The sequence below is a fragment of the Mesorhizobium sp. M1338 genome (assembly GCF_040318045.1).
Lineage (GTDB): Bacteria > Pseudomonadota > Alphaproteobacteria > Rhizobiales > Rhizobiaceae > Mesorhizobium.
In genome coordinates this window covers 126,637-139,399 of the sequence record NZ_JAMYLL010000012.1, presented here as the reverse complement: position 1 = coordinate 139,399, position 12,763 = coordinate 126,637, and the positions used below count along the sequence as shown (strand labels likewise).

At 64.0% G+C, this 12,763-nt stretch carries 13 protein-coding genes; 7 read left to right on the top strand and 6 right to left on the bottom strand.

Going from position 1 to position 12,763, the window contains the following annotated elements:
* The 4 genes from NKH19_RS14425 to NKH19_RS14410 form a co-directional block, all read right to left on the bottom strand.
* Nucleotides 1-403: DUF4372 domain-containing protein (locus tag NKH19_RS14425; RefSeq protein ID WP_352982297.1), on the bottom strand; the 403-nt coding region annotated here is incomplete at its 3' end.
* A gap of 211 nt (nucleotides 404-614) precedes the next feature.
* Nucleotides 615-1,466, bottom strand: a complete 852-nt coding sequence (locus tag NKH19_RS14420) for a sugar phosphate isomerase/epimerase family protein (RefSeq protein ID WP_352867695.1) — start codon at nucleotides 1,464-1,466, stop codon at nucleotides 615-617.
* A gap of 34 nt (nucleotides 1,467-1,500) precedes the next feature.
* Complete coding sequence (locus tag NKH19_RS14415) at nucleotides 1,501-2,688, bottom strand: Gfo/Idh/MocA family protein (protein ID WP_352867697.1); 1,188 nt, start codon at nucleotides 2,686-2,688, stop codon at nucleotides 1,501-1,503.
* Nucleotides 2,689-2,840: 152 nt separating this feature from the next.
* Nucleotides 2,841-3,896: a sugar phosphate isomerase/epimerase family protein gene (locus NKH19_RS14410; protein ID WP_352867699.1), complete on the bottom strand. Its 1,056-nt coding sequence runs from the start codon at nucleotides 3,894-3,896 to the stop codon at nucleotides 2,841-2,843.
* Nucleotides 3,897-4,286: 390 nt separating this feature from the next.
* On the opposite strand from NKH19_RS14410, the gene NKH19_RS14405 reads away from it, so the two are divergent.
* The 5 genes from NKH19_RS14405 to NKH19_RS14385 are packed head-to-tail and all read left to right on the top strand — an operon-like array spanning nucleotide 4,287 to nucleotide 8,536.
* Nucleotides 4,287-5,174 (top strand): sugar phosphate isomerase/epimerase family protein, encoded by an 888-nt coding sequence (locus NKH19_RS14405; RefSeq protein ID WP_352867701.1) that lies wholly within the window; start codon nucleotides 4,287-4,289, stop codon nucleotides 5,172-5,174.
* Between the two features lie 60 nt (nucleotides 5,175-5,234).
* Entirely contained in the window at nucleotides 5,235-6,404 is a 1,170-nt protein-coding gene (locus tag NKH19_RS14400; protein ID WP_352867703.1) for a mandelate racemase/muconate lactonizing enzyme family protein, read from the top strand.
* Between the two features lie 2 nt (nucleotides 6,405-6,406).
* A complete protein-coding gene (locus tag NKH19_RS14395; RefSeq protein ID WP_352867705.1) occupies nucleotides 6,407-7,123 on the top strand; it encodes a FadR/GntR family transcriptional regulator in 717 nt (238 codons plus the stop codon).
* 4 nt (nucleotides 7,124-7,127) lie between these two features.
* On the top strand, nucleotides 7,128-8,108 hold the full coding sequence (locus NKH19_RS14390; protein ID WP_352867707.1) for a hydroxyacid dehydrogenase: 981 nt from the start codon (nucleotides 7,128-7,130) through the stop codon (nucleotides 8,106-8,108).
* A 41-nt stretch (nucleotides 8,109-8,149) separates the two neighbouring features.
* On the top strand, nucleotides 8,150-8,536 hold the full coding sequence (locus NKH19_RS14385; RefSeq protein ID WP_352867709.1) for a hypothetical protein: 387 nt from the start codon (nucleotides 8,150-8,152) through the stop codon (nucleotides 8,534-8,536).
* Nucleotides 8,537-8,555: 19 nt separating this feature from the next.
* Here NKH19_RS14385 and NKH19_RS14380 read toward each other — a convergent pair whose 3' ends face one another.
* Nucleotides 8,556-9,851, bottom strand: coding sequence for an amidase (locus NKH19_RS14380; RefSeq protein WP_352867711.1), 1,296 nt, complete (start codon nucleotides 9,849-9,851; stop codon nucleotides 8,556-8,558).
* 117 nt (nucleotides 9,852-9,968) lie between these two features.
* Here NKH19_RS14380 and NKH19_RS14375 point away from each other — a divergent pair, with 117 nt between their 5' ends.
* Complete coding sequence (locus tag NKH19_RS14375) at nucleotides 9,969-10,316, top strand: GFA family protein (protein WP_352867712.1); 348 nt, start codon at nucleotides 9,969-9,971, stop codon at nucleotides 10,314-10,316.
* Between the two features lie 128 nt (nucleotides 10,317-10,444).
* Here NKH19_RS14375 and NKH19_RS14370 read toward each other — a convergent pair whose 3' ends face one another.
* Complete coding sequence (locus NKH19_RS14370) at nucleotides 10,445-11,659, bottom strand: MFS transporter (RefSeq protein WP_352867714.1); 1,215 nt, start codon at nucleotides 11,657-11,659, stop codon at nucleotides 10,445-10,447.
* 91 nt (nucleotides 11,660-11,750) lie between these two features.
* Here NKH19_RS14370 and NKH19_RS14365 point away from each other — a divergent pair, with 91 nt between their 5' ends.
* Complete coding sequence (locus tag NKH19_RS14365; protein WP_352867715.1) at nucleotides 11,751-12,734, top strand: AraC family transcriptional regulator; 984 nt, start codon at nucleotides 11,751-11,753, stop codon at nucleotides 12,732-12,734.
* Nucleotides 12,735-12,763: the final 29 nt, after the last annotated feature.

Genomic DNA, 12,763 nt, shown 5'->3' with positions numbered 1-12,763 from the left:
CCCACTCGCACAGCTTGCCGAGCGGAATGGGGGTCGAGTCGATCAGCCGCAGCATGTCTTTACCCTCTTGCCGCGTCTGCCGGTCGAGCAGGCCCGCCACCAGGCTGAAGGCCTCGGCAAAAATGGCGACCGGGCGCCGTCTGTTGGCGTCCGACAAGGTCGAACGCATCAGCGGACCGCTGCCCAGGTGGTAATGATGCTGGCTGTTGGCGTTCCAACCGGCTTCCAGGCCACGCAGGCTGTCGCTGCCGCAGAACTGGGCATAGATCAACACCACCAGATGATCCCAACTCCTGAACGATTTGTCGTAGGCATCGCCGGCGTGACGATCCACAATGGCTTGGAATTGACGGCGATCCACCGCTTCAAGAAGCTGCCCGAAGATGCTAGGTGCAAAGCGCATGCCCCGTTCCTTTTCTGAGTCTCGACAACCAGAGAGAAGACGGACAAACCCCGTTTTACGGGGCATGCACATGCGGCATTTCGATTCACTCAAAACTTTCCCCGGACAGCCCTGCCTTGCGGGGGAGATGTCCGGCAGGACAGAGGGGGGTGTGAAGGAACGCGGCGGCAGGTGTTGGGCGGCTTTGCTCAGTCCCATATAAGGAAGGCGCCTACGCCGCCTTCTTCCACCCGTTCCTGATATGCCTATACCCGTCTCGGTAAACCGCCTCCGGGCTCTCGGAAAAATCGCGCCACACCTTGGTCGCCGCCGCCAAATCCTTGAGCGAGCGCCCGAACGCCTCGATCGTCAGCCAGTCGTCATAGCCGCTCTTGCGGATGGCCGAGAATGTTTCTTTCCACGGAAGGTGGCCGCGCCCCGGCACGCCGCGGTCATTCTCCGAAATATGGATATGCACGACATTCCGGCGGTGTTTCGTGTAGGCGCCGATCGGGTCGGCCTCCTCGATATTGGCGTGGAAGGTGTCGTACATCGCCTTGATATGCGGCCGGTCGATGGCGTCGATATGCTCCGACAGGTCAGCCATCGTGTTGAGGAGATAGCATTCGAAGCGATTGAGTGCCTCGAGCCCGATGGTGACGCCCTTATTGCCGGCATGGTCGCCGATCGCGCGCTGCGAGGCGATCGAGCGCTTCTTCTCGGCGGCCGTCGGCCCGGAGCCGGAAAAGGCACCGAGCGTCGAATGCAGCGGGCCGCTCAGCGTGCTGGCGCCAAGCGCCTGGGCACAATCGATAGCCCATTTCATGTAGTGGATGCCGGCCTTGCGCGTTGCCGCGTCAGCCGCGATCAGGTTCATCGCCGGATCCCCCATGGCTGAAACCGCGGTCCGCTCCAGCCCGATGCAGTCGAGCAGTTCGCCCAGCTTTTTATAGTCGTCGGGCGTGCCGGCGAAGATCGGTATCTCGACGCCATCGAAGCCGGTTGCCTTGATATCCCTGAGCAACGGCTCGTGTTTCTTCGACACAGCCGTCGTCCACAAGAACATGCACATGCCGATCTTCATCGACGCCTCTCCCCCATCTCCCGCGAGGTCGAAGCTATAGCCTCGTCCACGCCCCATTCTTCTTCGACGACTTCACACAGGCCTCGATGAAGGCCATGCCTTCGACGCCGTCCTGAATGGTCGGGAAGACGACATCCTTTGCCGGCTTGCCGCCCTTGCGGCGCGCCGCGCGGATGGCGCGTGCGGCCTCCTGGTAGATGTTGGCGAAACCTTCGAGATAGCCCTCGGGATGGCCTGACGGCACGCGACTGACACGGCCTGCTACAGGCAGCGCGCCGGCGCCATTGCGGGTGAGCAGCTGCTTGGGCTGGCCGAACGGCGTATACCAGAGATAATTCGGATCGGCCTGCACCCATTCCAGCCCGCCCTTCGAGCCATAGATGCGCAGCTTCAATCCATTCTCATGGCCGGGCGCCACCTGGCTGGCCCAGATCATGCCCTTGGCCGGGTGCGTCTTGCCGGCGGGCTTGAAGCGCAGCATGACGTTGACATTGTCATCGAGCAGCCGGCCCGGCACGAAGGCGTCGAGATCGGCCGAAAGCGAATCCAGCTCCAGCCCGGAGACGAAGCGGGCAAGATTGTAGGCATGCGTGCCGATATCGCCCAGCGCACCACCGGCGCCTGCCTGCTTCGGGTCGCCGCGCCACGCCGCCTGCTTCTGGCCTGTCGCCGCCAGGTCCTCGGTCAGCCAGTCCTGCGGATATTCGGACTGCACGATGCGGATGTCGCCGAGCAGGCCCTTGGCGACCATCTCGCGCGCCTGCCGCACCATCGGATAGGCGGTGTAGTTGTGAGTAAGGACAAACACCTTGCCGGTCTTCTCGACCACCGCGGCCAGCTTCTTGGCCTCGGCGAGCGTCGTCGCCAGCGGCTTGTCGCAGATGACGTGAATGCCGGCCTCGAGGAAGGCCTTGGCCGCCGGCACGTGCACATTGTTGGGGGTCACGATGGCCACCGCCTCGATGCCGTCGGGCCGCTTCGCCTCGGCCTTGGCCATGTCGGCATAGGACGCGTAGCTGCGATCAGGATCGAGCCCGAGTTCGGCGGCCGAGGCCCTGGCACGCGCCGGGTCGGATGACAAAGCGCCGGCGACCAGCACGAAGTCATTGTCCAGGCGCGCCGCAATCCGGTGCACCGCGCCGATGAAGGCGCCCTGCCCGCCGCCGACCATGCCATAGCGGATCGGGCCGCCTCCCGTTTCCGACTTCGATGCGCCGACCATGTTTCTTCTCCTAGCTGTTGCTTACCTCCCCCTTGAGGGGAGGTCGATCCGCGAAGCGGATCGGGTGGGGTCGCCGGGCGTAGAGCGCGGCATGGACCGACCCCACCCGGCCCTTCGGGCCACCCTCCCCTCAAGGGGGAGGGAAACCAGCGTTAAATTCCCATCATGCCGCGCAGCACTTTCTTGTCCGTAGCGCCGCCGGCGAAATCGTCGAATGCCTTCTCCGTCACCCGGATGATGTGATGCTGGATGAAGGGTGCGCCCTCGGCCGCGCCGTCCTCGGGATGTTTAAGACAGCACTCCCACTCCAGCACCGCCCAGGAATCATAATTGTATTGCGTCAGCTTGGAGAAAATGCCGCCGAAATCCACCTGCCCGTCGCCCAGCGACCGGAAGCGGCCGGCGCGGTTGGTCCAGCTCTGATAGCCGGAATAGACGCCTTGCCGGCCGGTCGGATTGAACTCGGCGTCCTTGACGTGGAACGCCTTGATGCGCTCGTGATAGATGTCGATGAATTCGAGATAGTCGAGCTGCTGAAGCAGGAAGTGCGACGGATCGTAGTTGATGTTGCAGCGTCCGTGGCCGCCGACCGCGTCGAGGAACATCTCGAAGGTCGCACCGTCGAACACATCCTCGCCCGGATGGATCTCGTAGCCGACATCGACGCCATTGTCCTCATAGACATCGAGGATCGGCTTCCAGCGCTTGCCGAGTTCGGCGAAGGCTTCATCGATCAGCCCGGCCGGCCGCTGCGGCCAGGGGTAGAGGTAAGGAAAGGCCAACGCTCCGGAGAAGCTCACCGAGGCCTTGAGGCCGAGGTTCTTCGACGCCTTGGCGCCGAATGTCATCTGTTCGACCGCCCATTCCTGCCGCGCTTTCGGATTGTTGTGCACCGAAGCCGGCGCAAAACCGTCGAACTGCGCATCATAGGCCGGATGCACCGCCACCAATTGCCCCTGCAGATGCGTCGACAGTTCGGTGATCTCGACGCCGGCGTCCGCGCAGATGCCCTTAACTTCGTCGCAATAGGTCTTGGAAGAGGCCGCCTTCTTGAGATCGAACAGCCGCGCGTCCCAGGTCGGGATCTGCACGCCCTTGTAGCCGAGACCGGCCGCCCATTTGGTGATCGACGCCAGTGAATTGAACGGCGCGGCATCGCCCGCGAACTGCGCCAGAAACAGTCCAGGGCCCTTCATTGTCGTCGGCATCGGCATCCTCCCTCATTTTAATCGCGACCGAGCATAGCGCCGATTGGAAGCAGGGCCAGCCCACTTTGGTCTCTTCACGTCGGGCGCATCGTGTACGCCGCAATTCTGGTATTACCAAATGAGGGAATTTGGTCAAGCCTCGCAATGCACCGCCGGAGTCCTTTGGATAGGCGAAACGCAGGCATATACATCAATACAATCAATGAAGTAATCCGTATCGGAAGTTGCCTTCCCGCGCTTCTTGCCGTCCAGAAGAATTTGCTGTAGACCTCCCTTCAGGCCCAATTGGTCGAACCAGTTTGCGAGAAAAGGCTGGGGATGCCTTGGGGAGGAGCCCTTGCGTCGCCTTCGGCGATGCATGTTGCAGGCGATTTTTGGGAAGGACAGACGATGCATCTTTCGACGCACAACTGGATGCGCGCGGAGCCCCTGGAGACGACGCTCAAGCGCATCAAGAAATTCGGCTATGAGTCGATCGAGATTTCCGGCGAGCCCGAGCAATACAAGACCAAGGAGACACGGGCGCTGCTGAAGGAGCATGGCATCCGCTGCTGGGGCGCGGTGACCTTGATGCTGGGCGAACGCAACCTCGCCGCCAGGAACCAGGGCCAGCGCGAGCGCTCCGTTCAGTATGTCAAGGACGTGCTGACGATGGTCAGCGAACTCGACGGCGAGATCATCACGCTGGTTCCGGCGACAGTCGGCAAGGTCGTGCCCGATGGCACCGAGGAAGAGGAATGGAAGTGGGTTGTCGACGCGACCCGTGAATGCTTCACCCACGCCAAGAAAGTCGGCGTCAAGATTGCGGTCGAACCGCTCAACCGCTTCGAAACCTACCTGTTCAATCGCGGCGCCCAGGCGCTCGCGCTGGCCGACGCGGTCAGCCCCGAATGCGGTGTCTGCCTCGACGCGTACCATATCCACATGGAGGAGTTTAACGTTCACGACGCGATCCGCCAGGTTGGCAAGCGCCTGTTCGACTTCCATGTCGCCGACAACAACCGCTTTGCCGCCGGTCTCGGCCAGATCGACTGGCCGAAGATCGTCGCCACGCTGAGAGAGGTCGGTTACGACGGCGCGCTGACCAACGAGTTCGTTGCGCCCGTCGACCGGACGCCGGCCGCACCCTATCCCGACATGGTCGAGCGCCACCCGGTCGATATCTCGCCCGAGCAGCTGAAGTTCATCCAGGACCACGGCTCCAGCGTGCTGACTGAGAAATTCTACACCGACCAGATGCGCATCACCGCCGAAACGTTGCTGCCGCTGATCAAGTAGTCGACTGCCTCTAGGGAATTTGCCCTTCCGCCCTGACCGGCGGCAGGGCTGGGGAAGAATATGCGCGTCAAGACGGTCCAAGCCTGGTGGGTCCGCATCCCGATCGAAGCCGCTCGGCAACACCGCAGCGACTTCGGCCAGGTGACGACCTTCGACGCCGCCATCCTGCGCATCGAAACCGATGACGGGCTGGTCGGCTGGGGCGAAGGCAAGAACGCCGCAGGCAGCGCCGGCAGCTATGGCGCGCTTGTTCACATGCTGAACCATGAGGTCGGACCGCAGCTGATCGGCCGCGATCCGGCCGACATCGGCGTCATCTGGGAGATGCTCTACAATGGCGTGCGCCACGACGGCGCCGCGCGCGCCGGCCACGCTATGCCGCAGCTGGCGCGGCGCGGCATGAGCATCGCCGCCATCAGCGCCGTCGACATCGCGCTGTGGGACATTCTCGGCAAATCGCTTGGGGTTCCGGTCTGGCGGCTGCTGGGTGGCCGCAAGCTGGATCGCATGCCGGCCTATGCCTCCGGCGGCTGGGCGGCCGCCGACGCCATCGGCGAGCAGTTGAAATCCTATATCGCCCAGGGTGGCTTCAAGGCACTGAAGATGCGGGTCGGCGCCATGGACGGCGCGGCACACATTTCCGCCGCGCGAGTCCGTGCCGCACGGCAGGCGCTTGGCCCCGATGTCGAGCTGATGGTCGACGCGCACGGCACCTATACGGTGGCGGAAGCCAAGCGCTTCATCCACCTCGTCAGTGACCTCGATCTCGCCTGGTTCGAGGAGCCTGTTGTCGCCGACGACAAGCCCGGCATGGCTGAAGTGCGGGCATCGGGCGCCGTCCCCATCGCCACCGGCGAAAGCGAGGCGACACGCTACGCCTTCCGCGACCTCGCCGTGCTCAAGGCGGCCGACATCTTCCAGCCCGATCCGGCCTTCTGCGGCGGCATCAGCGAGGCGATGAAGATCGGCACCATAGCCAGCGCCTTCAACCTGCGCTTTGCGCCGCATCTGTGGGCCGGCGCGCCCTGTTTCTTCGCTGGGCTGCATGTCTGCGCCGCCTCCCCGTCGAGTTTCACCGTCGAATACTCGCTTGGCGCCAACCCGATGATCCACGATCTGATCGAAGAGACTGTCGAAGCCAAGGACGGTATGATAGCGATCCCCGAAAAGCCGGGTCTGGGATTCACCATTTCGGAGCGGTTCCTGGAGGCGCACGCGCAACGCGGTTGACGATGAAAGAAAAGAACCTTCTCGCGGAACTCGCCGCCTACCTGTTCTCCCATTCGGACAAGGAAACCGGCCGAACGCCATCGGAGCGCGAACTGGCGGAGCATTTCGGCGTCAGCCGCGGCCAGATCCGCGAGGCGCTCGCCATCCTCGAGGCCATGCGCATCGTCGAGCGCCGCGCCAAGTCCGGCATCTACATCGACACCAAGCAGGCCAGCGTCGAGGCGATGGCGCTTTTTGCCCGCGCGGGCCTGCCGCTCGATCCGATCCAGATCTACGAAACGGTCGAACTGCGCAAGATCCACGAGATCAAGGCCGCCGAGCTTGCCTGTTCGCGCGCCACCGAGGAGAATTTCGAGCGGCTGCGCGAAATCCTGAAAGCTTCGGAAGAGCGCATCGCGGCGGGCGAAGGCCTGGCTAGGGAGGACCGCGAATTCCACCTCGAGATCGTACGCGCCACCAAAAACAGCGTCTTCCACAATGTCTGCAGCGTCTATTACATGATGGGCGAACAGCGCCTGCCCATCTATTTCAACGACCCGGAGCGCAATGTGCGCTCGCATGCCGAGCACATCCAGATTTATGAGGCGCTGCTGCGCCGCGACGGAAATCTCGCCCAGGCGCTGATGAGCGCTCATCTGCAGGGTGCCGAAAGCTACTGGAAGGGCCTGATCGAGGGCCATGGCGAGGAACCGCAAAGCCCGGCGCTCGAAAAAGCCTGACGACATGGCCCGTATCCTTACGACACACCCGCTACACCCGCGCGCCTCGGCCATGATGGCCGGCGCCGGCGAACTCGTCGTCGCTTCCGCCATCGATCCAGCCACGCTGGCCGCCGAGGCGAGGAATGCCGACATCGTCATCGTCCGCGCGCCGCTGCCGCCGGCGCTGTTCGAGGGTGCCTGGAAGCTGCGAGCGGCGATCCGCCATGGCGCCGGGCTCGACATGATCCCGATGGAGGCTGCGACCGCCGCCGGCGTGCTGGTTGCGAACGTGCCGGCGGTCAACGCGCGCTCGGTGGCGGAACACGTCATGTTCGCGGCCCTTGCCTTGCTGCGCAACTTCCGCGTCGTCGATCGTGACCTGCGGGCAAAAGGCTGGCTCGCCGGCCGCGAGCATGCCAACGCCAACAGCGAGCTTGCCGGCAAGACGATCGGCATCGTCGGCCTCGGCGCTGTCGGCCAGGCTGTCGGCCATATCGCCGCGCACGGTTTCGACCTGAAGGTGGTGGCGACGACGCGCAGCATGCAGCCAGCGCTGGAGAAGGTCGGCTTCCTGTCGATCGACGCCCTGGTCGAGCAGAGCGACATCATCGTTCTGTGCTGCCCGCTGACGCCGGAGACGCGCGGCCTGATCAACCGCGAGCGGATCGCGCGCATGAAGCCGCATGCGTTGCTGATCAACGTCTCGCGCGGACCGGTCGTCGACGACGACGCTCTGATCGAAGCCTTGCGGAAACGTCGCATAGGCGGAGCCGCGCTCGACGTCTTTTCGACGCAGCCGCTGTCGTCAAATCATCCTTATTTCGGCTTCGACAATGTCATCATCACCCCGCACATGGCCGGCATCACCGAGGAATCGATGATGCGCATGGGCGTCGGCGCGGCGGGCGAGGCCTTGCTCGTGCTGGCGGGCAAACTGCCGGTCAACCTGCGCAATCCCGAAGTGATCGATCACTACCGGCGGCGGTTTCCGGCCGATAGCTAAAGCATCGCTGTTTCGCCCCAATTCTCGGCAACGCTGAGCCCATGTTCACTCTGCGCTTCGCGTCTCTGGTTGTTGCTTCTTCGCTCTGCACCTTGTCGTCGCTCGCCGCGACCGAGAGCAGCTACGTCTATTGCGACAACGGGCTGCGCTGTTTCAAGGCGCCGTGCCCATCGAGCAGCGCGCTTGACCTTGGCACCGGCACGATCATCAAGGGCGTGTCGATCGACCCCAGCGGATTGCCGCAGGCCGACAAGGCGATAACGGATCTCTCCGACGCGCTTTATGCCGGAAAGATCGTTGTCAGGGGATCGATCGAGCACCGCACCCAGACCATCACCGGCAAGGAATACAACCTCCCCTGGCTGGTCGCGACCCGCATCGTACGGACCGCCAAGGATAGCGAACGCAAGCACTGTTCGTCGCCCTGATACTCAGTTCAGTCCTGGGTCACGAGCCAAGCAGCGTCTCAATTTCAGCAGCAATCCGCAGCAGGCGCCGGTCATGCCCGTTGCGCGCCACCAGCATCAATCCGGCAGGCAGCGCCGTGCCTGGCATCGGCAGCGAAATCGCACAAAGGTCGAACTGGTTGGCGACCTGCGTGTTGCGCAGCAGCAGGCCTTCGATGCGGTCGCGCAACGCGGCATCCTCGGTCATCGAAACGATGGTCGGCGCCATCACCGGTGTGGTCGGCAAGGCCAGCACATCGACCGATGCCAGCCGCTCGTCCATGGCGGCGGCGAGTGCTGCACGGCGGCGCATTGCCCTGATATAGACCGGGGTCGGCAGCATTGCCGCCCGCGCCAAAGGCCCGCTGACATGTGGGTCGACCGGCACCGATGCCCCTGTCGCCAGCCAGTCGGCATGGATTTCGGCGCCTTCCATCGCTGCTATCGAGCCGCGCTTGGTGGCCGCGCGCATCTCTCCAAGCAGATCGTCGATCGACAGGACCTCGACCCGCGCGCCTGTCTGCTCGATCTTGCCAAGGCATTGGTCGAACGCGGTCACCACCGCGCCTTCCGTCTCTTCGAAAAGGATGCCACGCGGGATGCCAATTCGAAGCCCTGCAAGGGCAATCGGCGCCAGCGCGGTCGGCACCTCGCCGGCCATCACGGCGTCGGCAGCCGCACACCGAGCGACGGTCCGAGCCAGCGGCCCGATCGAGTCCAGCGTGGCGGACAACGGGAAGGCACCAGTCAGCGGTACACGCCGCGCTGTCGGCTTGAAGCCGACGACACCGTTGAGCGATGCCGGAATGCGAATCGAACCGCCGGTGTCGGAACCGATGGATATCTCACTCGTCCCCTCACCGACCGAGACGCCAGCACCCGAGGAGGAACCACCGGGAATACGGCTGGCGTCGACGGCATTGCCGGGCGTGCCAAAATGCTGGTTGTCACCGATCGCGGTGAAGGCGAATTCGGTCATGTTGGTCTTGCCGATGATGACCGCGCCAGCCTGCCGCAGCCGGCCGACAATCGCGGCATCGCGCAGCGCAGGCGCGGCGGTCTTGAGCATCAGCGAGCCAGCCGTGGTCGCCTCGCCGGCGACATCGAACAGATCCTTGATCGAGACAATGGTGCCGTCGAGCGGTCCGAGCGTCACACCTGCCCGCTTGCGGGCATCGCTGGCATCAGCCGCGGCCCGTGCGGCCTCGGCATAGAGCTTCGTGAACACGCGCTCTTCACCGGCACGGGCGGCAAGGCGCGCGAGGATGATTTCCAGATGATCCCGGACTGAATGCATTTCGGTGTCGGACTCCGGACGCTTTGAACGTCCTTGGGGTAGCGGCGCGGCGTGGCTTGCCGAGACTTAACCCGGCGCAGGCCGTTTTGCACCCCGTCGAATGCGAGGAAAAATCCGATGCTCTACAAAGGCAGCTGTCACTGCGGCAAGGTCGCCTTCGAGTTCGAAGCCGAACTGACCGGCGCCGTACGATGCAATTGCTCTATCTGCTCGCGCAAGGGCGCCCTGTTGTGCGCCATCCCGCACGAGACCTTGCAGGTCCTAGCCTGGGGCGACGATCTCGGCACCTACACATTCGGCAATCATGCGATAGCACACCGCTTCTGCCGCAGCTGCGGCATTCACCCCTTCGCCGAGGACGTCCGCGAAGGCCGTGACCGCAGTGCCTACATCAATCTCCACTGTGTCGCCGATCCGGACCCGTCCACCTTGCCGGTTTTCGACTTCGACGGTCGCGCGGTCTGAGCCGGCCAGTGGCGGTCCATGTCGAGGGCGGCTTCGTCACCGCCATCACAACGGCGTCGGCCCGAAAACCGTGATGGTTGTCGGGCCGATGCACAGCCTCGGGGAAGCTTAGTCCTGCCAATAAGAAGCTACTCGGCCCGCTTCGGGCCGCGCAGGAACACCACGATGGCCGCCAGCAGCGTCGCTGCGCCGCAATAGGCGAAGGCGCTGGCGACGCCGGCATGATCGACCAGCAGGCCACCGAAGACAGCGCCGAGCGCAATCGCCACCTGGAAGGTCGCCACCATCAGTCCGCCGGCGCTTTCAGCCTGATCGGGCGCGGCCCTTACCAGCCAGCTCTGCAGCCCGACCGGAACCGCGCCGAAGGCAAAGCCCCAGATCGCAACGGCGGCGGCGGCGACCATGGGCGAAGCTCCAAAAACCAGCATCGAGGCGGCGGCAAGTGCAATCAGCAAGGGCGCCAGAGCGACGGCTGCCTTGAGGCTGCGTTCGGCCAGGATGCCGCCGGCGACATTGCCGAAGAAGCCGCCAATACCGTAGGCCAGCAGCACCAGCGAGATCGTCTCGATGCTGAGCACGGGGACCTTCTCGAGGAAGGGACGGACATAGGTGAAGCCGGCAAAGTGTCCCGAGGCGACCAGCAGCACGACGAGCAGTGCGATCCTGATGGAGGGGCGCTCCAGCACCTCCAGCAAGGTTCGGAAGCTCGCCACACCCACCGGTGGCAGCTTCGGAATGGTGGCCAACTGCACCAGCAGCGCTAGGGCGGCAACGACGGTCGCGATCATGAAGGCTGTGCGCCAGCCCCAGATGTCGCCGACATAGGCGCCGACCGGCGCCGCGCAGACGGTCGCCAGCGAAACGCCGGTCAGGATGATCGACATGGCGCGCGGCATCAGCCGCATCGGCACCAGCCGCATCGCCATGGCGGCCGACATCGCCCAGAAGCCGCCGAGCGCGACGCCGAGCGCGACGCGGGCGAGCAGAAGCATGGTGAGCGATGAGGCAAAGGTGGCCAGGAGATTGGACAGGATCAGGAACACCGTCAGCATCCACATCACCAGCCTGCGGTCCATACGCCTGGTAATGATCGCCATGGTGGGTGCGGCAATGGCGCCAACGATCGCGGTCGCGGTCACCGCCTGTCCGGCTACGCCTTCGCTGACGCCCAGATCGCGCGCCATCGGCGTCAACAGGCTGGCGGGCAGAAATTCAGCCGTCACCAGACCAAACACCCCAAGTGCCAGCGAGACCACGGCACCCCAGGCCGGTTCGGTTCGTTCGTCGGAGTCCGTGGGGTTCAGAAGAGCGGCGTCGACGACGCCTGTCGCGGGTTCGGCCATGGTCAGTCTCCGAGTTGTTTGCAGCGCAGCATTTGACTGCAATGCAACATAGGGAGTGACCGCTTGGAGTTTCCATGCTAGAAACCCCATCATGCTTGACCATTCGTCCAAAATTCCCATCACCGGCGACCCGTTGACAGATATCTTGCGCGGCTTGCGGCTCGATGGCGTCGAGTATGGCCGCTTCGAACTGAAGGAGCCCTGGGGTATCCAGTTCCCAGCCCAGCCAGCGGCGCGGTTTCATTTCATCGGCCGCAAAGGTTGCTGGCTGAAGCAGCCGTCCGGTGAATGGGTGGAGCTCAATGCTGGCGACGCGGTGCTGCTGCCGCGCGGTGCGGCGCACGTGCTGGCCAGTGAGCCCGGCGCCCAGGCCTGGCCGATCCACGGCTACGAAGTCGAGGAAGTCTGCAAGGACGTCTACTGCATGTCGAACGAAGGCATGTCGGAATGTTGCCGGCCCGGAACCCTGCTGTTTTGTGCCAGCATGTACTTCAATCTTGACGGCTTGCATCCCCTGCTCGGCATGATGCCGGATGTAATGCGCACGCATGAGCTGGGAGCCTACGAGCCCGGCATTCCGCATCTCCTGGAATCGATGGCGCGTGAAGTGACGATGGAGCGCGTCGGCTCCGGCGGCATCCTGGCGCGACTGGCTGACGTGCTTGCCGCCACCGTCATACGCTCATGGGTCGAGCGTGGCTGCGGCGACTCGTCCGGCTGGATCGCCGCGGTCAGGGACCGCGAAATCGGCCGCGTGCTGGCCGCCATCCATCTCGAGCCGAACTACGACTGGACGGTTGAGTCCCTGGCCCGGATGATGGGCGCCTCGCGATCGGGATTTGCGGAGCGCTTCGCCACCATCGTTGGAGAAACGCCGGCAAAATATGTCACCCAGGTCAGGATGCATCGGGCGAGACAGTGGCTGATCCGCGACCGGATGAAAATCTCCGTCGTTGCCGCGCGTCTCGGTTACGAATCGGATGCCGCCTTCAGCCGCGCCTTCAAGCGAGTCATCGGCTCGGCGCCCAGCCACCTTCGCGCCGAGGAACAGGCTGCTATCCGCCAGGCCGGCTGAGCCGACCTCCACGCCTGCTTCAGCTGGAG